Source organism: Bacillus sp. PK6-026 (assembly GCF_054161455.1).
The window spans coordinates 1,034,075-1,055,538 of the sequence record NZ_CP096418.1; the positions used below are offsets into that span (position 1 = coordinate 1,034,075).

General features: G+C 46.3%; 21 protein-coding genes. 11 read left to right on the top strand and 10 right to left on the bottom strand.

Annotation, left to right across the window (positions count from 1 at the left end; translation table 11 throughout):
* Nucleotides 1-50: 50 nt before the first annotated feature.
* Entirely contained in the window at nt 51-1,460 is a 1,410-nt protein-coding gene (locus M1D59_RS05215) for a SpoVR family protein (RefSeq protein WP_025811808.1), read from the top strand.
* Nucleotides 1,461-1,844: 384 nt separating this feature from the next.
* Entirely contained in the window at nt 1,845-2,681 is an 837-nt protein-coding gene (locus M1D59_RS05220) for a C40 family peptidase (protein WP_095289879.1), read from the top strand.
* Between the two features lie 49 nt (nt 2,682-2,730).
* On the opposite strand, the gene M1D59_RS05225 is transcribed toward M1D59_RS05220, so the two are convergent.
* The gene (locus tag M1D59_RS05225; protein ID WP_025811806.1) at nt 2,731-3,609 is read right to left on the bottom strand and encodes a LysR family transcriptional regulator; all 879 of its coding nucleotides are present in this window, start codon (nt 3,607-3,609) and stop codon (nt 2,731-2,733) included.
* A 110-nt stretch (nt 3,610-3,719) separates the two neighbouring features.
* Here M1D59_RS05225 and M1D59_RS05230 point away from each other — a divergent pair, with 110 nt between their 5' ends.
* The 5 genes from M1D59_RS05230 (at nt 3,720) to M1D59_RS05250 (ending at nt 10,096) form a co-directional block, all read left to right on the top strand.
* Nucleotides 3,720-4,811: a citrate synthase/methylcitrate synthase gene (locus M1D59_RS05230; protein WP_458117851.1), complete on the top strand. Its 1,092-nt coding sequence runs from the start codon at nt 3,720-3,722 to the stop codon at nt 4,809-4,811.
* A gap of 121 nt (nt 4,812-4,932) precedes the next feature.
* Complete coding sequence (locus M1D59_RS05235; RefSeq protein WP_458117852.1) at nt 4,933-5,997, top strand: PQQ-dependent sugar dehydrogenase; 1,065 nt, start codon at nt 4,933-4,935, stop codon at nt 5,995-5,997.
* Between the two features lie 82 nt (nt 5,998-6,079).
* On the top strand, nt 6,080-6,949 hold the full coding sequence (locus M1D59_RS05240) for an SDR family oxidoreductase (RefSeq protein ID WP_020450727.1): 870 nt from the start codon (nt 6,080-6,082) through the stop codon (nt 6,947-6,949).
* Between the two features lie 138 nt (nt 6,950-7,087).
* Nucleotides 7,088-8,446 carry a sodium-dependent transporter gene (locus M1D59_RS05245; protein ID WP_020450728.1) on the top strand — a complete coding sequence of 453 codons (1,359 nt, stop codon included), beginning with the start codon at nt 7,088-7,090 and terminating at the stop codon, nt 8,444-8,446.
* A 21-nt stretch (nt 8,447-8,467) separates the two neighbouring features.
* Nucleotides 8,468-10,096 (top strand): pyridoxal phosphate-dependent decarboxylase family protein, encoded by a 1,629-nt coding sequence (locus tag M1D59_RS05250; RefSeq protein ID WP_020450729.1) that lies wholly within the window; start codon nt 8,468-8,470, stop codon nt 10,094-10,096.
* Between the two features lie 36 nt (nt 10,097-10,132).
* Here M1D59_RS05250 and M1D59_RS05255 read toward each other — a convergent pair whose 3' ends face one another.
* Both M1D59_RS05255 and pdxR read right to left on the bottom strand, forming a co-directional pair.
* A complete protein-coding gene (locus M1D59_RS05255; RefSeq protein WP_458117853.1) occupies nt 10,133-11,020 on the bottom strand; it encodes an AraC family transcriptional regulator in 888 nt (295 codons plus the stop codon).
* Between the two features lie 77 nt (nt 11,021-11,097).
* Nucleotides 11,098-12,507, bottom strand: coding sequence for a MocR-like pyridoxine biosynthesis transcription factor PdxR (pdxR, locus tag M1D59_RS05260; RefSeq protein ID WP_458117854.1), 1,410 nt, complete (start codon nt 12,505-12,507; stop codon nt 11,098-11,100).
* A 112-nt stretch (nt 12,508-12,619) separates the two neighbouring features.
* On the opposite strand from pdxR, the gene M1D59_RS05265 reads away from it, so the two are divergent.
* Nucleotides 12,620-13,054 carry a GNAT family N-acetyltransferase gene (locus M1D59_RS05265; RefSeq protein ID WP_458117855.1) on the top strand — a complete coding sequence of 145 codons (435 nt, stop codon included), beginning with the start codon at nt 12,620-12,622 and terminating at the stop codon, nt 13,052-13,054.
* Nucleotides 13,055-13,082: 28 nt separating this feature from the next.
* Here the strand turns inward: M1D59_RS05265 and M1D59_RS05270 are convergent, their stop codons facing one another.
* From M1D59_RS05270 to M1D59_RS05285, 4 genes are all read right to left on the bottom strand, one after another.
* Nucleotides 13,083-13,373 carry a hypothetical protein gene (locus M1D59_RS05270; RefSeq protein WP_003180123.1) on the bottom strand — a complete coding sequence of 97 codons (291 nt, stop codon included), beginning with the start codon at nt 13,371-13,373 and terminating at the stop codon, nt 13,083-13,085.
* Entirely contained in the window at nt 13,361-14,431 is a 1,071-nt protein-coding gene (locus tag M1D59_RS05275) for an anti-sigma factor (RefSeq protein ID WP_039072559.1), read from the bottom strand. The genes M1D59_RS05270 and M1D59_RS05275 overlap by 13 nt, the downstream gene beginning before the upstream one ends.
* Nucleotides 14,424-14,915, bottom strand: a complete 492-nt coding sequence (gene sigM / locus M1D59_RS05280) for an RNA polymerase sigma factor SigM (protein WP_011197692.1) — start codon at nt 14,913-14,915, stop codon at nt 14,424-14,426. The genes M1D59_RS05275 and sigM overlap by 8 nt, the downstream gene beginning before the upstream one ends.
* Nucleotides 14,916-15,203: 288 nt before the next feature.
* Nucleotides 15,204-15,746: a cupin domain-containing protein gene (locus M1D59_RS05285; protein WP_101560649.1), complete on the bottom strand. Its 543-nt coding sequence runs from the start codon at nt 15,744-15,746 to the stop codon at nt 15,204-15,206.
* A gap of 155 nt (nt 15,747-15,901) precedes the next feature.
* On the opposite strand from M1D59_RS05285, the gene M1D59_RS05290 reads away from it, so the two are divergent.
* The 3 genes from M1D59_RS05290 (at nt 15,902) to M1D59_RS05300 (ending at nt 18,090) form a co-directional block, all read left to right on the top strand.
* Nucleotides 15,902-16,897, top strand: coding sequence for an aldo/keto reductase (locus M1D59_RS05290; RefSeq protein ID WP_106070790.1), 996 nt, complete (start codon nt 15,902-15,904; stop codon nt 16,895-16,897).
* 125 nt (nt 16,898-17,022) lie between these two features.
* On the top strand, nt 17,023-17,622 hold the full coding sequence (locus M1D59_RS05295; protein ID WP_026579982.1) for a lysophospholipid acyltransferase family protein: 600 nt from the start codon (nt 17,023-17,025) through the stop codon (nt 17,620-17,622).
* A 102-nt stretch (nt 17,623-17,724) separates the two neighbouring features.
* Nucleotides 17,725-18,090 carry a DUF805 domain-containing protein gene (locus M1D59_RS05300; RefSeq protein WP_020450741.1) on the top strand — a complete coding sequence of 122 codons (366 nt, stop codon included), beginning with the start codon at nt 17,725-17,727 and terminating at the stop codon, nt 18,088-18,090.
* Nucleotides 18,091-18,119: 29 nt separating this feature from the next.
* Here M1D59_RS05300 and M1D59_RS05305 read toward each other — a convergent pair whose 3' ends face one another.
* The 3 genes from M1D59_RS05305 to M1D59_RS05315 all read right to left on the bottom strand — a co-directional run bounded on the left by M1D59_RS05305 (nt 18,120) and on the right by M1D59_RS05315 (nt 21,444).
* The gene (locus tag M1D59_RS05305) at nt 18,120-19,397 is read right to left on the bottom strand and encodes an acyl-CoA thioesterase/bile acid-CoA:amino acid N-acyltransferase family protein (protein WP_095289900.1); all 1,278 of its coding nucleotides are present in this window, start codon (nt 19,395-19,397) and stop codon (nt 18,120-18,122) included.
* On the bottom strand, nt 19,394-19,990 hold the full coding sequence (locus M1D59_RS05310; protein WP_458117856.1) for a TetR/AcrR family transcriptional regulator: 597 nt from the start codon (nt 19,988-19,990) through the stop codon (nt 19,394-19,396). Before M1D59_RS05310 ends, M1D59_RS05305 begins: the two co-directional genes overlap by 4 nt.
* A 131-nt stretch (nt 19,991-20,121) precedes the next feature.
* Nucleotides 20,122-21,444 carry a hemolysin family protein gene (locus tag M1D59_RS05315; RefSeq protein ID WP_020450744.1) on the bottom strand — a complete coding sequence of 441 codons (1,323 nt, stop codon included), beginning with the start codon at nt 21,442-21,444 and terminating at the stop codon, nt 20,122-20,124.
* Between the last annotated feature and the right edge of the window lie 20 nt (nt 21,445-21,464).

Sequence of the window (21,464 nt, forward strand, 5' to 3'; positions counted from 1 at the left end):
AATCCCGGCTCATACAATAAAGAGAAGTCCAACCGGGGGGGATTTGAGTATTGAGCATACGGGAGCAAAAAGAGCTGCAGCGGGCGATAGCAGAAATTACGGAGATCGCGGAAGGATTCGGCCTGGATTTTTATCCGATGAGATATGAAATTTGTCCGGCTGAAATCATTTATACATTCGGCGCATACGGGATGCCGACAAGATACAGCCATTGGAGTTTCGGCAAGCAATTTCACAAAATGAAGCTTCACTATGACTTTGGCTTGAGCAAAATATATGAGCTTGTCATTAATTCAAATCCGTGTTACGCGTTTTTACTGGACAGCAATTCATTGATTCAAAATAAGCTGATTGTCGCACACGTTCTGGCTCATTGTGATTTCTTTAAAAATAACTGCCGTTTTCAAAATACGAAGCGCGATATGGTTGAAAGCATGTCGGCGACAGCAGAGCGGATTAAACATTATGAGACGGTCCACGGCTCAAAAGAAGTCGAGGCATTTCTCGATGCGGTGCTGGCGATTGAAGAACACATTGACCCTTCGCTCGTGAGGCCGAAGCTGTCGTGGAGCATAGATGACGAAGAGGAAGAAGAAACAGACGCGTCGCCCACTCCTTATGACGACCTCTGGGAACTGGATCACAAAGGATCGAAAGAGAAGAAGAAAAGGACGAAAAAAAAGTTTCCGCCGAAGCCGGAAAAAGACATTCTGCTGTTCATTGAAGAACATTCGCGGGAGCTGGAGCCTTGGCAGCGCGACATCTTAACGATGATGAGAGAGGAAATGCTGTATTTCTGGCCGCAGCTTGAAACGAAAATCATGAATGAAGGATGGGCGTCCTATTGGCATCAGCGAATCATCCGCGAGCTTGATCTGACATCAAGTGAAGCGATCGAATTCGCCAAGCTCAACGCGGGAGTGGTTCAGCCGTCCAAAACGGGCATCAATCCTTATTATCTCGGATTGAAAATATTTGAGGACATAGAGGAGCGCTACAACAACCCGACAGAAGATATGAAGAAGATGGGTGTAAAGCCGGACTCGGGGAGAGAAAAAATATTTGAAGTCAGGGAGATCGAATCAGACATTTCATTTATCAGAAACTATTTAACGAAAGATCTCGTAATGAGGGAAGATCTCTACTTGTTTCAAAAACAGGGAAGGGATTATAAAATCATCGACAAGGATTGGAAGGCTGTGCGCGATCAGCTTGTCAGCATGAGAGTCAACGGAGGATTTCCTTATTTGACAGTTGAGGATGGAGATTACTTAAAGAACAATGAATTATACATTAAGCATTGGTATGAAGGGATCGAACTCGATTTAAAGTATCTTGAAAAAGTTCTGCCTTACCTTCACCAGCTATGGGGAAGAAGCGTGCATGTCGAAACCGTGCTCGAAGATAAGCCCGTCATGTTTTCCTATGATGGAAAGGCTGTCCACCGCAGATATTTATAAAAAGTTTCAGGCTGCATTCGGGCAGCCTTTTTTATTTTAAAGCGCAGCAACGTCCGTCACTATGCAGTTTTACGAGTTAATAATAAAAATGTAAAATAAAGTATTTAACACTCTTTCTAGTATTGTAATTTTGGCTGCAGGAAAGTGCGAAAATGTAGTATTTAAGTTACCTTTGAAATGTAAATGAAATATTATCGACCCTTAAAAACTTTTTTTTAAAACGAATAATTAAGGAATTTGACTTAGTAAGTCAAGACTATACCTGATGGAAACCCCTCCTTATAATAGAAACAGAGGAAGGCTGAAGCAGCCGTTCTCAAAAATCATGAAACTGCTAATTTTCGCCTTTAAAAATATAAAGAATTCTGCTAGTGGGAGGACAACATGAAAAAACAAGTAATAACAGCAGCATCAGCGGTTGTTTTAGGATCGACTTTATTTGCGGGAGCGGCTTCCGCGCAAACCATAACGGTGAAAAAAGGGGATACGTTATGGGGATTTTCGAAGAAGTACGGTACAAGTATCAGCAAGATTAAACAGGAAAACAAGCTGAAATCCGATATCATTTACATAGGGCAGAGGTTGTCGATCAATGGAAGCAGCTCATCGTCTGCAAAAGTGTCGCAAGCTTCATCAGCTACGCATAAAGTGGTCAAAGGAGACAGCCTTTGGAAAATTTCTCGGTCATACGGCATGACCGTCAATGAACTGAAGTCTCTGAATGGTTTAAAAACAGATTTAATCCGGATCGGACAAGTATTAAAAGTTAAAGGGACGAAAAGCGTAAAAGCTGCATCAACGACAAAGCCTTCTTCTTCAAGCGGGACAAGCAAAACAAGTAAGGCACCTGCGCAAACCTCTTCAGCGCTGAATACGTCAAAGCTTGTTTCAGATGCAAAAGCCCTTATCGGAACGCCTTATAAATGGGGCGGAACATCTACATCAGGATTTGACTGCAGCGGATTTGTCTGGTACATCCTCAATAAACAGACAAATGTGGCGAGAACGAACACAGCCGGTTACTGGAATTCGATGAAGAGCGTATCAAGCCCTGCAGTAGGTGATTTCGTATTCTTCACGACATATCAGCCGGGACCTTCGCATATGGGGGTTTACATCGGAAACAATCAATTCGTTCATGCCGGTTCTGACGGCGTAACGATCAGCGATATGACAAACAGCTATTGGAAGCCCCGCTATCTTGGAGCAAAACGCTTCTAATGTTGCAGGGACAAGCCCGTTCATCATGATGAACGGGTTTTTTTTCCGTTTAGAAACGGAACTCGGCTAAAAACGCTAAAAAGTGTTCGACCTTCTCATTATCTTTCAGACTAATTGCATATCCCCCTGCAACAGGAAGCTTCATGAAATCGCACGGCACCTCTATTAATCTTCCTTCCATCAGCTCGCGGCGCACAGTCGACAGCGGCAAAAATGATATACCGAGTCCTTCTGAAATAAATCGTTTCGTAATATGCGTTTGGCTTACGAGCATTGTTCTGACAAACGGAAATTTGATCCTCAGCTGCCTGACGAGGTCGTCCCAGTATTCGGGGTGATTATGGGTCAACAGCAAATATTCTTCAAGCAAATCTTCGACATCGAGCGGCGGCGCTTGTTCTGAATCGCGGCCGTCATGAGGGGCAACCAAAATCACGGGATCGCTGTACATGGAATAGCAGTTCAGGTTTGACGATTGCACGTTTAAGCAGCTTAATCCGATATCTGCATGGCCGGCTGAAATCAGGGGAGCGATTTCAGCTGATTCGGCGATCTTTACTTTGATCTCCGAATTCGGATGCAGCGCTGTGTATTTTTTTAATACAAATGGGAGAATCGTATCGGCGATAAGCGGTGAAACCGCTAGATTCAATGTCTGCGAATAGCCCTGTCTGATTCTGTGAAGCTCTGCCATGCTCGATTCATAGTCTTCCAGCAGGCGAAGGGCGAAAGGAAGGTAAGCGCGGCCTTCTTTCGTTAAATGAATGCTTCTTCCTTTGCGGGTGAACAGCTGGCACCCGAGTTCTTCCTCAAGCAGTTTAATTTGAACGGTGACGGTCGGCTGAGAAATAAATAAGGTTTCCGCCGTCTTTCTGAAATTTTCGTATTTTGCGGCAGTAACAAAGGTATGAAGCCATTTAAAATCCATTGCAGTCCTCCTGATTAATTTTGTTAATCAAAGACATCAATATAATTCAATATTTTTTAAATATTATATCAACTATAATGATATTTACAAAGGAAAAAGGAGGAATTGATATGGTTTATCATGGATTAAAAGGGATTACTTGTGTTGAAACAGCCATCAGCCGCATTGACGGTGAAGAGGGAAAGCTGATCTACAGAGGGTACAATGCTGATGAACTGGCGCTTACATCCACATTTGAAGAAGTCGCTTATCTGATACTCAACGGGTCATTTCCGACGGAAGCGGAACTCAGCCAATTCAATGAGATGCTCGCTTCATTCCGTGTGCTGCCAGAAGCATGCGAGCGATTGATCCGAAGCCTTCCTGCCGAATTAGACGATATGGCGGTTCTTCGCACGGCCGTTTCTTCATTCGGGGATAAATCGTTTGCGTTCAAGCCGACAATGGAGCAGGCTCTCAGACTGATAGCAGCCGCCCCGTCGATTATCGCCTTCAGAAAAAGGCTGACTGATGGCAAAGAGCCTGTTCAGCCGCTGGATGAGCTTGGCTTTGTGGAACATTATTTTTACATGCTGAAAGGAAAGCGCCCGACAGAAGCTCAGAAAAAAGCGCTCGAAACGTACATGATTCTTGCGATGGAACACGGCATGAACGCTTCAACCTTTTCGGCAAGGGTTACGGTGTCTACGGAATCCGATCTTGTTTCTGCCGTCACATCTGCACTTGGCACAATGAAAGGACCTTTGCACGGCGGAGCGCCGTCAGCGGTTACCGATATGCTGGAAGGCATCGGGGAAAAACAGCACGCAGAAAGCTATATAAGAGAGAAGCTTGAAAAAGGCGAGAGACTGATGGGATTTGGACACCGCATCTATAAAACGCATGATCCGAGAGCGAAGGCTTTAAGGGTGAAAGCTGAGGAAATTGCCGGGGGCGACCGGGATATCGACCTTGCTCTTCATGTTGAAAATACGGCGATCCGCCTTTTGGAAGAATACAAACCGGGGCGCAAGCTTTATACGAATGTCGAATTTTACGCAGCGGCTGTCATGAAGGCGATCGATTTTGATGCCGCATTGTTTACCCCTACTTTTTCGGCAGCGAGAATGGTCGGCTGGTGCGCCCATGTGCTGGAGCAGGCTGATAACAACATGATTTTCAGGCCGTCGGCTAAATATATCGGGGAATTGGTTTCTCAGTAATGCGGACACACGCCTTCTCAGCGAAGGGCGTGTTTTTTAATAGATTTTTGTATGTTTAAGTAGGGAATTATGCCGGTGTTCTTGAATGTATTCATCAAGAAAATCCTTTAAGGGGGAGACGATGAAAAAAGGATTCCTGATGTTGATCATGCTGTTTTTTCTGAGTGCATGCTCGGAAGGCCGGGATTTTGATGCTGAAAATGAAGCGGCGGCGACAAAAGAAGGCGGAAGCGGCGCCGAGGTCATCGCAGAGCGCTTGGATGTACCTTGGACGATCGCTCACACTGGCGGGATTTTTTTCATTACCGAAAGAAACGGGGGAATCGTATCCATTGCCGAAGGCAAAAAGGAGCGCATGCAGCTTCAGCTGAAAAAGCCCGTTCATCAAGAAGGGGAAGGCGGGCTGCTCGGATTTGTGCTCCATCCTGATTTTAAAAACAATCAGGAGGCATACGTTTACCATACATACAAAGACGGGAGCCATCTGAAAAACCGGATCGTAAAATTGACGCTTGACCGTCTTACTTGGACGGAAACGGAGGAGCTGCTTGCCGATTTGCCAGGAGGCGTGATTCATAACGGCGGCCGGATGGCGATCGGGCCCGATCAAAAGCTGTACATCACGACAGGTGATGCGGGGGAAAGGGAATGGGCCCAGCAGCCTGAAAAGCTGGCGGGGGTGATTTTAAGGATGGAGCTTGATGGTGCGGTCCCTGCTGATCAGCCTTTTCGCTCGTCTTATGTATACAGCTTTGGACACCGGAATCCGCAAGGCCTCGCATGGATCGGCCGGCAGCTTTACAGCTCCGAACACGGGCAGTCTGGACATGATGAAGTGAACAAAATTGAACCCGGAGCCAATTATGGCTGGCCGGTGATTGAGGGAAGCGATGAGAAGCGGGGAATGAAAGCGCCGCTCGTCCATTCGGGAGAAAAAACGTGGGCCCCATCCGGTTTAGCGCAGAAAGGGGATGTCCTCTATATGGCCGGGCTGCGGGGAGAGGGGGTTTTCCGGGTCGATCCTGAGGAAGCCAAAGCGGTCAAATGGCTTGGCGGATACGGCAGAATCAGAGATGTAAAAGTAATCGGAGATGATCTGTATTTCATTACGAACAATGGCGACGGAAGAGGCGAAAAAAAACAGACAGATGACCGGCTCATCCGCGTGCCTCTGTCTGACCAGTAAACATGTCTCGCTGAGTTCTTGCGTTTAAGGATGCCGGAATCGTGGTAACTGTGCACTAAACAATGGTGAAGAGGTGAGACGAATGAATCCGGCAAACAGACAGACGGATGGACAGAAAGCGCAAAAACAAGAAAAACAACCCGGGGCTGAGCACAAGATGGTGCCCCTTCCGCTCTCGGAAGATCGCGACTACAAAGGAAGCGGCAAATTAAAAGGAAAAACCGCCATTATTACCGGAGGAGACAGCGGAATCGGCAGAGCGGCCGCCATTGCATACGCCAAAGAAGGTGCCGACATTGCCGTCATGTACTTGGACGAACACAAGGATGCCGAGGAAACGAAAGAACGAATCGAACAGGAAGGCGCAAAATGCCTCTTGATTCCCGGAGATGTCGGGGATGAAGCACATTGCAAAACATCTGTCGAAAAAGCGGTGAATCACTTTGGCGGACTCGACATTCTTGTCAACAACGCTGCCGAACAGCATCCGCAAAAAGGGATCGAAGATATTTCGACCGAACAGCTTGAACAAACGTTCAGAACGAATATTTTCTCCATGTTTCACATGACAAAAGCCGCGCTCCCGCATTTAGGGGAAGGAAGCGCGATTATCAATACCGCATCGATCACAGCTTATGAGGGCAGTCCGGCGCTGATTGACTATTCGAGCACAAAGGGTGCGATTGTCGCGTTTACCCGTTCGATGGCTGCATCCCTTGTCAAAAAAGGAATACGCGTCAACGCGGTAGCGCCGGGGCCCATTTGGACGCCGCTCATTCCGGCTACTTTTTCGCCGGAAAAAACGGAAAAACACGGTACAAATACGCCGATGGGAAGGCCCGGACAGCCTTCTGAACACGCTGCGGTATATGTTCTGCTCGCTTCAGACGATTCTTCTTATATGACAGGACAGACGATCCACATCAACGGCGGAAGATATGTGACGACATAACCTTTCAACCGGCTGCTATTGTAAGGCAGTCGGTTTTTTCTGTTTATTTTTTCGGAAAAATAAGAATTTGAAAGATCACTTTCAAAAAAGCTGCCCCGTAAGAGATAATAGAAACAGAAAGAGAAAGGATGTGTATGAATGAGCGATCGCAGAATGACAGCAAAATGGGCATCCAAACTTGGATTTGTTCTCGCTGCAGGGGGATCCGCCATCGGCCTGGGGGCGATTTGGAAGTTTCCCTATGTGGCTGGAACGAGCGGAGGAGGCGCATTTTTCCTTGTATTTGTCCTATTTACGATCCTGCTGGGATACCCCTTGCTTTTGGGGGAATTTATATTAGGCCGAAAAAGCCAATCGGATGCTATCGGCACCTATCAAAAAATAGCGCCGGGGACGCCTTGGGTGATCACAGGCTGGATCGGAATCGCCGCCTGCTTCCTTGTTCTGTCGTTTTACAGTGTGATCGGCGGCTGGATTTTGCTTTATATCATCAAAGCAGTAACCGGTTCATTGTCGGGTCTCACGCAGGACGGATACGGGGAGCTCTTCGGTTCGATCATCCAAGATCCGCTGCAGACACTGGCAGCGCAGCTTGCGTTTATCATCATGACGATCCTCGTCGTGGCGAAGGGTGTGCAAAAAGGAATCGAGCGCGTCAGTTCGATTATGATGCCGCTATTATTTATTTTATTTATTGCGCTCGTTTTAAGGGCTCTGACGCTTGAGCATGCGATCGACGGCGTGCGTTTTCTGCTTGTGCCCGATTTTGGCAGCCTGACGCCGCAGGCGATTCTTTTTGCGCTCGGACAAGCTTTCTTTACGTTGACGCTTGGCGTATCTGTGATGGTAACGTACAGCTCCTATTTGTCAAAGTCACAAAACCTTCCGAAGTCGGCGGTCTCGATCGTGATCATGAACCTTGCCGTCACGCTGCTTGCCGGTTTGGCGATTTTTCCGGCCGTCTTTTCATTTGGGCTTCAGCCCGATCAGGGTCCGACTTTATTATTTACGGTTCTGCCGGCAGTTTTTGACCGGCTTCCATTCGGGATGCTGTTTTTTATCGGATTTTTGACGGCCTTTTTATTTGCTGCGCTGACTTCGGCTTTTTCGATGATTGAGATCATTGTTGCCGCTATTACAAAAGGCGATCAAACAAAAAGGGGAAAATGGACGTGGGCGATCGGCCTTTTGATTTTTGCCGTCGGCATTCCTTCCTGCTTGTCTTACGGAGTGCTCGATGAGCCGTTCATTTTTAAGAAGACGTTTTTTGATGCGGCGGATTATGTCGTCAGCAATATTTTGCTGCCGCTTGGCGCGCTTTTTATTTCGATTTTTATTCCGCTGAAATTGTCCAAACACGATCTATATGAAGAAATGAAGAGCGGATCAAAAGCGGGGAAAGGCTTTTTTATCGTGTGGTTTTATCTTCTCCGTTTCCTTGTGCCGCTTGCAATTGTACTTGTCTTTTTAAATTTAATCGGAGTGTTTTCATTTTAAAAGATCAGGAGATGGGTGAATATGGTGTTAGACTTTCAACAGATGTTTCCGAGCGAGGATGGCAATCACGAGGCGCGGTATCAGCTGCTGGCATTGCTTGAAGCGGTATTGGCCGGAATGGACAGGCTGAAGGATCCCGCCCGGATGACGCTTGGCCGCGAGTCTGAAGTTTCCTCTGACTACTATCAAAGCGTCATTGAAGAGGCCGCCTTGCCGGAAAAAGGCTTCGGGGCGGAAAAAAGCGTTGAAGAGCTATTGAAATTGCTTGACGGCCACCGTTTTTTAAACAGGCATTATGTGGCCAACGCGACACCTTTGCCGAACACCGCCAGCATCGCCGGGAATCTTTTAATGGTTCTTTTAAACGGAAACAATTTATGGGATGTAGACGGCACGGCTGCAGCAAGGACGGAAGTGCAGATCACGGCGATGCTTTCGGACATTGTCGGCTATGACAGGCACAAGAGCGGCGGTTTTACCACATGGGGCGGGCAGGGAGCTGTTTTTCAGTCGCTCAGGCTGGCGATCGCAAGCGCGTATCCTGAAGCGAATCAGCAAGGAACGCCGCATCACCTGTACGCGTTCTGTTCAGAGCTTTCGCATTTCAGTCTTTACAAATCGATGGAAGCTTCCGGAATCGGGACGGACCATTTGATCAAGGTCAAGACGAATCGCGATCATTCGATGGATCTGGCCGATTTGCGGGAAAAAATGCAAGCCGTGATTGAAAAAGGCGGACATCCGATCTATGTATTGGCAACGCTTGGCACAACCGACTCATTTGGCATCGATGATTTGGCCGGTATCAAAAAAGTGACTGAGGAAATAGAGGCCGCCTACGGTTTGCCTCCTGTCTATATTCATGCCGATACGGCGATGGGCGGGATGTACGGTTTTTTTAACGGATACGATTTCATCGGAAACCCGCTTCATCTTGAAGATGAGGTGCTTGAGACGCTTGCCCGCTACAAAAAACATTTTCAGCATTTGCACCTGGCGGACAGCTTGGTCTTTGATTTTCATAAACTTGGACAAACGCCGTATATCACAAGCCTTTTCTTGGTGAAAAACCGTGAGGCACTGAAAGTCGTTGATTTGGATCCGGATGAGACGCCTTATGTCGGTAACAGAGGGTTTGGCAGCTATCATACGAGCTATACGCTAGAGTGTTCGCGAATGGGAAGCAGCATACCGATTTATGCTTCTCTGCTCGCATTCGGAATCGAAGGCTACCAGGAGATCTTGGCCAATTACATCAGAGTTAACCTGGCATTTCGAAAAAAACTCCTGCAGGCTTTTCCGAATGCAGCCGTCACCAATGATGTATCACCTGTAACGACATTCCGCTTCTATCCGGGAAATGTCCGCTATCACGAAGAAATCAGCGGCGCCATCACGGAGGAAGAAGTGCGGAATATTAACAAATTCAATGAAAAAATCGCCGAAACATTGGGAAGGCACCGCAGTCACACCTATTTTGGCAGCACGAAAAAGCAAACATACGTTTATCCTGCTGACAGCCGTTTGCCCGTGCCGCTTTATGTCCAGAAATTCTACAGTGTCTCGCCTTACACGACGGTTGATACAATTGACCATTATATCGCCTTTTTAAAAGCGCATGTTGAACCGTCCGATGTAGCAGCCGGATAAAATTTAAACGGGAGGGTTAAACCTCCCGTTCTTTCTTTAGTCTTTATATGCGGTTCTTTTTTGAACCGGTATCCATATTTCGCTTTTAAACGTTGGGGAGCTGATATCCTGATCCTGATTCCAGAGGATTTCCGGCCCTTTCGTTTGCTCGTAATGTGAAGCCGGGAACCATTCAGCATAAATGCGTCCCCAGACATTTTGAAGGGTGTCCGGAAACGGACCGGCCGCTTCAAAGACAGCCCATGTCGAGGCGGGAACTTCAAGCTGTTCATATCGGTCCGGGCATTCCTTCGTAGTCGCTGCACCGATATAATGGTCAAGTTCTCCCTGCTCTTCCATCCGGCCTTCGGAAAAGTTCCCTGATGCTTGAATCAGTCCAAGCGGCTCGACATTTGACAGCTCCTTTAATTCAGCGATGTTTTCACTGCTTAAAGCTTTCCACATCGAGGCGATTTCCGGATTGATTCCGTGAAAGACGACAGGGACCCTTTTTTTGATTCCGACGATCCGAAATGCCTTCTTCTCAACAATTCGGTAATTCATTTCGTTTCCTCCTCTAATTGTAAGCTGGAAGGTCATCGGAGGATATGCTTTCAGTGTGCTGATATCGTGTCTGGCCTCTGTCGGTGTAATGCCGTGCAGCTTTTGAAATGCGCGCGTAAAAGCATCCGGCGAGTGATAGCCGTATTTCACCGCAATATCGATCACTTTTCGATTCGTGTTCTTCAGTTCAAACGCTGCAAGGGTAAGCCGCCTGCGGCGGATGTATTCGGACAGCGAAACCCCGGCAAGAAAAGAAAACATCCTTTTAAAATGATATTCAGAGCAGTAAGAAAGCTTCGCAAGCGTTTGAAAGTCGATACTGTCCGCCAAGTGTTCTTCAATATACGCCATGGCTTGATTCATGTTCTTCAGCAAATCCATTTGATGACCTCCTATGTTTACAAGAATAGCAGGAGCAGAATCCCCACATCCGACTTTCCGTGCCCGATTGTGCAGGATCATTCCCGAGACTGTCCACCGTTCAACCATGCTGTCTTCAGCTTTTTGATGCCGTCTGCGATGCTTTTTTCAGAAAGTCCGCCAAACCCGAGGAGCACCGCGTGGGTTTCAGGAGGAGTCACATACGAGACTGAGGCTGGATATACTTTGACCCCTTTTTCCAGCGCTTTCCGGGTCAGCCACTCTTCGCTCGGGGCGTCTTTCACCTCAAGGATGATGTGAAGGCCGGCGTTCTCTCCTCTGACTGCGGCATGATCGCCAAATTCACGCTTGATGGCATCAAGGAGCGTTTTTCGCTTTTTTCGGTAGAGTGTTCTCATTCGGTTCAAGTGCCTTTGATAATCCCCGTTTTTCATAAAAAAAGCAATGGCATGCTGTACATGGCGGGAAACCGTTTGTTTAAATAAGGATGCCATGTTGAGCCCCTCTTTGACGAGCGGAAAGGGGAGAACCATATAGCTGATCCTGAGGGAGGGAATCAGCGATTTTGAAAAAGTCCCTAAATAGATGACCCGGTGGTTCCGGTCGAGTCCCTGAAGGGAAGGAATCGGCTGTCCCGCATAGCGGAATTCCCCGTCATAATCGTCTTCGATGATATAAGCTCCGGTCGATGCTGCCCAGTCAAGCAACTGCAGCCTGCGGCCGATCGGCATGATCATTCCGAGCGGAAACTGATGGGACGGGGTGGTGTATGCGAGCTGCGGCTGATATTGTTCAAGGTCTTGCACGGAAATCCCGCTCTCGTCGACTGCAATTGGCACCACATTGAAGCCGCCGGTTTTCAGGACCGTTTTCGATCGATGAAATCCGGGATTTTCAAATCCGGCGGTTGTGCCTTTAGGAAACAGATGGCACAGCAACTGCAGTAAAACCGGTGTGCCGGCTCCGATAATGATTTGCTCGGGTGAACAGACCACGCCGCGCGATTCTCTGAGGTAAACCGCAATCATTTTCCGCAGCGGAAGATCTCCGGCCGTGGGGCCGCTTTGAAAAAGTCCGTGCCCTGATTCATCAAAGGTTTTGGCGAGCGTTTTTTTCCATAGGGAAACGGGAAATGACGTGAGGTCTACATGGCCGTGGTGAAAATCGATCATGTCCGCCGCCGTCTCATGTTCTTCCATTTCTTTTTCGGCAGGAGGAGGTGCAGCCTGTGCAAAGTCTCCTTCCGCTTCGGCCGCATACCAGCCCTTTCTAGGCTTGCTGAGCAGATATCCTTCTGCAGCCAGCTGTTCATACGCGTGTTCAACGGTTGTCAGGCTGATATTTAAATGTTTGGCAAGCATTCGTTTGGAGGGAAGCTTTGTTCCAGGCTTTATGTACCCCGAATGAATGCTTCGTTTGAAAAACGCGTACAGCTGCTGATAAAGCGGCTCGCTGCCGCTGCGGCTTAAAAAGGGGGTTATATCCATTCAATCATCCCTTTCAATTCATCTGGTATGTTTTATTTTATCAAAACTGGCCATTTTAAAAAGGTCAGTTTCCGGGTTAAAGTAGTTTCATAACCAACAGAAGGGAATGACGATGTTGCTCGATTGTAGGGAATTGCATTGTGAAACAGAGCTCAAGGAAGTCTATCCGATTATGAGACAGCTCCGCCCCCATTTGGATGAAACGTCTTTTTTGGAGCTCGTCAAAGAAGCTCGGGAGGCTGAAAGCTACACATTATTTGCGCTGTACGACGGTGATATTCCGGTGGCTTTGGCCGGCTTTTTGCCGAGGGTTTCTTTGAACCAAGGCCGGCATGTTTGGGTAGCGGACCTGGTGACGTGTGAAAAACACCGTTCAAAAGGCTATGGAAAGAAGCTTTTAGGCGCTGGTGAAGAGTGGGCCAAAGGGAACGGATTGGCTTCAATCGCTTTATCCTCAGGCTTACAGCGGGCAGACGCTCACCGTTTTTACGAAGAGAAAATGGGGTATGAAAAAGCGAGCTACCTATTTCGCAAGGCTCTGAAATGAAAAACTCCCCGGTATAACCGGGGAGTTATTAAAAGCCGAGCTGCAGATTCGTATCGATGGAGACGATGGTCCATACGCAAACGAGAATGAAAATGTTCAGGACGACGCCGAGAAATCCGAGACCGGTCCGTCCTTTTTTTATGAACAGCTCGATAATTCCGAGCGGAACGGCGGCCATCGCAAAAGGAAGCATCTTATACGAATATGCGATCGTGTCGCTTAAAATGGCCAAGTTTAAGACGAACAGGGACAGAATGGCCGTGCCGACAGACACCCATCCAAATACGTTGTGCTCCTTAAAGATTCTTACCAGTTCCATAATTCCACCTCACCTACTTTAGCTGCTTTGACAGGCCCTTTTTTGATCAGCCGTTCAACCTCTTTTGACGGTCCGGTAATGACGGCTCCATACACGTTCACACCATTCTGTTCCACATAGTCAAGCCGTTTGGAAAGCTTCAGGTCTTTCCTGCCTGAAATGGTTTCAGCCCATTTCTTGTTCTTGATCATGTAGGAAAGCGCCGCTTTAAACTGCTCGTCATCGTTTTCGGCAGGTTGCTGAATTTCAAAAATCCGGTTTGAATCTTTTCCGGGAAATCCGATCGGCTCTGCGTATGGATGCTCTTTTAAATCGCCCTCTGTTTCAATCGCATTCCACAGAACGCGAACATCATAGCCTTTTAATTTTTCATACAGCTCCTTTGTCGGGTATGCTTTTTCAAAGGAAAGGAAAGCTTCGGTTACGGTTCCGTCAGGCAGCTGTTTTAAAATCGACTCGGCTTTGGACACTGATTTTTCTTTGATGCCGTCAGGGTAGACAAAATGACGTTCTTCTTTTGAAAGCTCCTGATTGTATTGATGAATCTGCGGAGACTTCAGCTGATCGAAGAACATTTCCACTTCTTCATTTCCAACTACTTTTGTGACGTTTCCGATTTGCTTCTTTAACGGGAACTGTGTTTCGATTCCAAAGAGTTTTACTTTGTTGACAAGGGCTTCAGTATCGACTTGAATATTCGGGTTTGTGACGGCAACTGTCATTGAAGCGGTTTGCACCAGTTCATTCCCTTTGCTTTCATGCCCGCCCAACCCGTAGTATAGATAGCTGCCGAGTGTGCAGATCGGCAGAATAATAAGCGTAGAAATAACAGCAAGGGTGGAAATCCGCATATATGATTTATTTTTTCCGTATCTTAAAATCGCTTTTTGCTTTTCAGGACTGATCGCCAAATCCCAGTCTTCGTCTTTCATTTCCTGTTCCAGCATGTCCTGGTATTCTTCAAGCTGTTCAAGCTCTTCTTCGACCCGGAGCATTTCCGATTCGGAAAGTTCGCCGTTTTTATATTTTTCCCAACGTTTTTTAAAATCTTCATTCATCGTTAACACCTCTGTTGTAAAGTGCTTTCAGCCGCTGTCTGGCACGAAATAAAACACTTTTAAAATTAGCCTCTGAGATATTCATCAAGCTTGACGCTTCCTTGTAGTTCAATTCTTTTAAATAGTACAGCGTAAGCGCTTCCCGGTAGTTATCGGGGAGCTGGTTCATATATAAGGTTAACACTTCCTTGATTTCGACCTGGTGAGCAGGGCTTTGCACCGCGTTTTGAAACAGGTTTCCGATCATGTCGTCAGAAATCGTCACTTCCTTTTTATGCTTTCTGACATAGTCGATAAACGCATTGCGTGCCACTTGAAAAAGCCATGGCTTCACTTTGCTGTGGTCGTAAGAATGGATGTGTATGTAAGCTCTCATAAAGGTTTCCTGAAGCAAATCCTCTGCTAGATGTTTATCTTTCGTCATGGAGAGCAGGAACCTGTAAACATCATTCATATACATTTGGTAAATTTCGTCGATAGTCACTGCCTTTTCTCCCCTCTATGTTATAAACGCATAAGAAAGGTTTGAAGTTGCACTAAATATGCCCACGGCTCATTTTTCCTCCAATTTCTTACCTTTAAAATCATCTACCCTATATAATAACTGAACACGTTCAAAAAAACTAATCTTCATGGCGATTTTAACGACTGAACGGCCGAAATATAAAGCACAGCAGCAAAATAAGCCTTTAAGCATATCAGATCTTTATTATATGCTAAAAGGCTATTTGATTAGAGGATATCCTTCATTATCAGCTGTTTTTATCGTCTGTCAAAAATATTGGCCGTGACCGCGGCGGCCTTCTGCGGCCAGCGCATCGGCTTTCGTTCGATGGACGGTGCCGAATGGGTGGTTGGGCGGAGCATAGATTGAATAGAGTTTCAGCGGAGTATTGCCTGTATTGGTGAGATTGTGCCATGTTCCGGCAGGGACGACGATAGCGGTGTCATCGTAAACATTTCTTTTAAATTGCAAATGATGTTTGCTCGGCCCCATTTGCACGATTCCCCTGCCTTGTTCAATACGAAGGAACTGGTCAACATGAGGGTGCATTTCCAATCCGATGTCTTCGCCGGGGTTGAGGCTCATCAGGGTAACTTGCAAATGCCTTCCTGTCCATAAAGCGGTCCGAAACGTTTTGTTCTGTTTTGCCGCTTCGTTGATGTTCGCGGCAAACGGCTTTTGTCCATAATCTCTTAATACGATGCGTTCTTCGCTGCCGGGTGTTCGAAAAGCGCCTGCATAGTCTGATTCGTGAAACCAAACCGGGTTATAAGAAAAAGGAATATAATATGGGTATTGATTTGGATGCATTTGTTCTAGGTCCCTTCATTAGCTTTATTGGGATCATCGTATGCAATAGGCATATGAAGTGTCCCGCTGTAAGATGGTTTTTAGTCAAAACACGTTTTTTTAAAAAAGCTTCCGGGAAAATATGATATCAGACTCACAACAGGAGGGAGAGGAGCATGGAATACATCAACATATCCGGTACATCGATCGAATCGTCGCGCATCGGTCTCGGAACATGGGCCATCGGAGGTTTTATGTGGGGCGGAAGCGATGAAAAAGAAGCGATTCAGACGATTCATGCTGCGCTTGATGAAGGAATCAACCTGATTGATACCGCTCCGGCATACGGTTTCGGGCAGTCGGAAGAAATCGTCGGTAAAGCCGTACAGCAATACGGAGAGCGCGACCGAGTCATTCTCGCGACAAAATCAGGACTTGATTGGAAGCAGGAACAGCTGTATCGCGACGGATCGAGGGAGCGGATCATCAAGGAAGTTGACGATTCGCTGAAAAGGCTCAATACGGATTACATCGACCTGTATCAAGTGCATTGGCCCGATCCGCTCGTCCTGATCGAAGAAACGGCGGAAGCGATGAAAGACTTGTATGATGCGGGGAAAATCAGAGCGGTCGGCGTCAGCAATTTTTCCCCGGAGCAGATGGACACATTCAGAGCTGCGGCGCCGCTTCATACCATACAGCCGCCGTACAACATGTTTGAAAGGGAAATCGAGCAAGACATTCTTCCGTATGCGCAAGATCAAGGGCTGACAACGCTATTATACGGAAGCTTGTGCAGGGGGCTCCTGTCAGGAAAAATGAATGAGGACTACACGTTCAAAGGGGACGACCTTCGAAAGCGGGACCCTAAGTTTCAAAAGCCGCGCTTTAAAGAATACCTTGAGGCCGTCAGGAAACTTGATGAGTTTGCAAACGAGCGGTTCGGCAAATCGGTTCTCCATCTGGCAGCAAGATGGGTGCTTGATCAGCCTGGCGCAAGCATTGCTTTATGGGGGGCAAGACGCCCTGATCAAATCCGTCCCGTCAGCGAAATCACCGGCTGGAGTTTAACGGAAAGTGATCAAAAAGCAATTGACGACATATTGGACAATACGATTTCAGAACAGATCGGGCCTGAATTCATGGCGCCGCCGACAAAAGAAAAAGTCTGAAAACCGGGGAGAAAATTCCCCGGTTTTTTTTGTGAAAAATCATTTTTTAGTACCAGGTAATAAAAAAAATTGTTATAATAATAAAGGGAAACCTCATACGACTACATCAATAAAGGAAGTGCCATATGTATAAATTTACTGGTTATGCTGCAAAAGCGATTCTTTCTTTGCGCGGCGGAATTAAAGTATACAATAAAGAAAATCTTCCTAAAGACACAGGTTTCGTTATTGCGTGCACACATGCAGGATGGGTGGATGTCGTCGCACTGGGTGTCGGCATTTTGCCTATGGAAATTCATTACATGGCGAAAAAAGAGCTTTTTGAAAATAAATTAAGCGGTTCTTTTCTTTCAAGCATCAACGCATTTCCCGTCGACAGGGAAAATCCCGGGCCAAGCAGCATCAAAACTCCGATCAAGCTGTTGAAAGAAGGAAAAATCGTCGGCATTTTTCCAAGCGGAACGAGATCATCTGAAGATGTTCCATTGAAAAGAGGGGCTGTCACGATCGCCCAGATGGGAAAAGCGCCGCTTGTGCCCGCCGCATACAGCGGTCCTTCCAACGAAAAAGAGCTTTTCAAGAGAGGCAAAATGAAACTGGTCATCGGCGAACCGCTCAATCAGGAAGATTTCGCTCAATATTCGTCAAAAGAAAAGCTGGTCAAGATGACGGAGGCTTTGAATGACAGTATTAAAGCTTTAGAGAAAAAGCTGGAGCAGCTATAATTCAAACATACGCAAGGAAAAACAGCTTCTCACGCACAGAAGCTGTTTTTTAATTTTTTGGGCAGTATTTTAGAACGATATTTATTGGTGAGGAGCTTATATATGAAATGGTATTTGAAAGCAATAAAAAACTATGCAGGATTTACAGGAAGGGCGAGACGAAAGGAATTTTGGCTGTTTTGCTTTTTCTCATACATGATTTTGGTCCTCTACGGTTTTTTTAAAGCCATTCTGCATCTTCCGGAATATGAAATAGAGACATTTTTAGGGATGGTTTATTTGCTTGCCATTCTTGTGCCGGGCTTGGCTGTCACGATCCGCAGATTGCATGATACGGGTAAAAGCGGCTGCTGGATCTGCATCGGTCTGATCCCTCTCATTGGGCAATTTATTTTGCTGATCATGCTTTGTCAAAACAGTGTAAAAGAGGAAAATCAATACGGGCCGAACCCGAAGGGAGCTATCTAAGCGAAAACCGCCTGTCCCCAGGCGGTTTTTTAGTTGTTTGTGGCAGTTGATTTTTCTAAAAACAAAAGCAGTTCCCGCCAAAATGTTTGAGCTGCAATGGCATCGGCTTCAGTTTTTCCCCCATAGGCTATTTTTCGGCTTTTCCGCCCGGATGTCGGAAAGTATGGAGGCCTGATATTATGGCCGGCATCTTCGAAATATAGATGTTTAACAGAATAGGGAAATCTCTTCTTTTTCAGCCGTTCAACGATTTTCTCGTTCATAGAGGCGGAGGGCCATACCAAATCATCCGTACCTGAAGTTAACAGAATAGGCCCATTAATATGTTCCGCTTTTATAATTGCTGGATGATCCTCTTTCACTTTCCGTAAAGCTTTTTTGTAAAGATCAGTAAAAGCATGAGGCTGTCTTGTAAGCTTATGTGTCACCATATTCCACAGCTGAGAAAGCGAAAACAATGGCAGCGGGGCAAAGGCGAGCGGTGCGCCGTCCAGACTCCAGGAAGATGTCTGCCGAAATTTTTTTAATCCAACGCCTTGAAAGACGACCCCGCCGCCTACATGAGAAACCGCAAAACGGATTTCAGGAAAATGGGAACCTATCAGCAGCGCCAGTTCGCCGCCTTTTGACCTTCCGCATATTCCGATCTGACGATGATGAAGTCCTTCTTGGCGTCCGAGCCAATCGATCGCTTTCCGGAAATATTCAAGCGGGATTTCAACCAGTTTTTTAGGAAGCTGTTTGTATTGAAAATAAGGGATTGCAAATGTTGCATATCCGTAATTTGCTAACATGCCTGCCATTGTTTCATCAAGACCGCCGTCAGATCCCCCTAATACGATGACTGCGGGAGGCCGGTTGACAGCAAGCGGACGAAAAAATGTGCCGGACAACCCATTTTCGCTTACTTCCTGTCTCTCTACTGTTTCAGAAAGCAGCACTCGTTTTATTTCTTTACTCAGGATCGTGCGTTCTTTTTGCTTCACCTCAATCCTGTAAACGGAGGAATTAACCGATTTTTTATGGAACGAGCAGGAGGATTCAACCGCCTGCATTGACCAAAAAAGCCCCATTTGATCTTTAGACTGGTAGGTTCCTTTTATTGGGGCTGCTGCTGCAGGGTCGACTTCTCCCAATCGATTCGCTTGAAAAACAGCATGTGATCTCCACTCTGCGTCAGCTTCATCTTTCACAGTCAAGATGATTTCAATGATGTCAAACGGTCGGAGTCCGCTTATCTTCAGGTTTATTTTTTCATCCCATTTGGAAACTGCAGGTATGTGCAAAACCGGTTGCAGAGTAATCAAGACGGCACTTCCTTTTCAAGTTTTGTATAAAATAAATCGACGCACTCCTCAACATAGTCATCAATACGATCATCGAACGACTCCTTGAATGCGGGCAAATGTTGAAACATAATGTATTGATTCAGCAAACCGAAAAACATTTGGCTTAAAATTTGAAAATTGCCGCCTGAAATTTTTTTTTCGGCATAGAGGTTCGCAAAATAAGTCTCTAAAAAGCGATTGAGACGGCGGGGAATATCCATGATTAATTCGCAAACTTCCTTATCCTGTACTGCATCATTAAAGTAAAGTAAAAAAACAGTACCTTTTTCCAGGTTTTCTTTTAGATATGCTTTCGCAATGAATGAGAGGTCTTGTCGTAAATCGCCGCTCAGTATTCCTTCAAGTTCTCCAATAAAATCTCCCGATGACACATGTTGAATAACACTTTCCCGAAATAAATTCTGTTTATTTCCGAAGTGTCTAAAAAGGGTCAAATGATTGACGCCTGCTTTTTGGGCAATTTCCCTGGTGGATGCGGCTTGATATCCTTTTTCTTTGAAAAGGGCAAGCGCCGCTTCGATTAATCGATCCTTTGTAGATTGTGCTGACATAAGTCCCTCCTGAAATGTAATCACTTGATTACATGATAATTGAATTTTGCTCTGTAATCAAGTGGTTACATATTTTGAACGCAAAAAAAAGAGGATACAAATTCATTGTATCCCCCGGTTTGTTCACAATGTTATTCCGCTTCTTCAAGCAGCGGCGTTTCCGCAGCTTTTTTCACCTCAACGTATGAAACATGGTGGCCGTCGATTTCGTTGATCGTGAATTCAAATCCCTGATCTGTGATCATGTCGCCTTTTTGTACGTCATATTTTTGCGTCAGGAACCATCCGCCGATCGTGTCAATTTCCTCATTGTCGAGCTGAATGCCGAGCAGATCGTTGACTTGGTTGACGAGCACTTTACCGTCGAGAATGTAATGGTTTTCGCCAATCTTGCGGATTTCATTAATTTCATCGATATCGAATTCGTCACGGATTTCGCCGACGATTTCTTCAATGATGTCTTCGACCGTCACGAGTCCGGCCGTTCCGCCGTATTCATCAGAAAGGATCGCCATATGAACGCGTTCTTTCTGCATTTTCAGAAGCAGATCGTGGATCGGAACAGTCTCGATCACATGAATGATCGGATTGATAAACTGTTCAATCGTGTCTTCTTTGGAGCATTCTCCGCTGATGCAGGCCGTTAGTATTTCCTTGACATTGATGACGCCGACGATGTTGTCCTTATCTCCGTCTTCGACGGGATAGCGGGTATAGCCTTCGACCTTCGTGATGTCGATCATCTCGGCGATTTTCATATCATTTGGAAAGCTGACGACTTCTGTTCTCGGGATCATGATTTCCTTGGCAAGACGGTCATCGAATTCAAAAATTTTGTTGACATATTTGAACTCAGATTGATTGATTTCGCCGCTTTTGTAGCTTTCTGACAGAATAATTCGCAGCTCTTCCTCTGAGTGCGCCATTTCATTTTCAGAAACCGCTTCAAGGCCAAACGCTTTCGTCAGCAGCCTTGCCGATCCGTTCAGCGCCCAGATGAATGGGAACATGATGCGGTAGAACCAGATCAACGGTTTTGCAAAAAGGAAGGAAACGGCTTCCGCTTTTTGGATCGCAAGCGTCTTCGGAGCGAGCTCGCCGACAACCACATGCAAAAACGTAATCAAGCTGAAGGCGATCACGACTGAAACGATGTGTGATACAGAGCTCGGAATGTTCCACTTCACAAATAGCGGTTCAAGCAGCCGGGCAACTGTCGGCTCCCCGAGCCAACCGAGACCGAGAGCCGTCAAAGTGATGCCGAGCTGACAGGCCGATAAATATTCGTCTAAATGCGTAATGACTTTTTTCACCGAAACCGCTGTTTTGTTTCCTTCAGCAATCAATTGATCAACCCGCGAGCTTCTGATTCTGATAATCGCAAACTCAGACGCTACGAAAAATGCTGTTAAAGCAATTAATACAGCAACAAAAACCAAATTAACTATTTCCAATTAGGACCTTCACTCTAGCG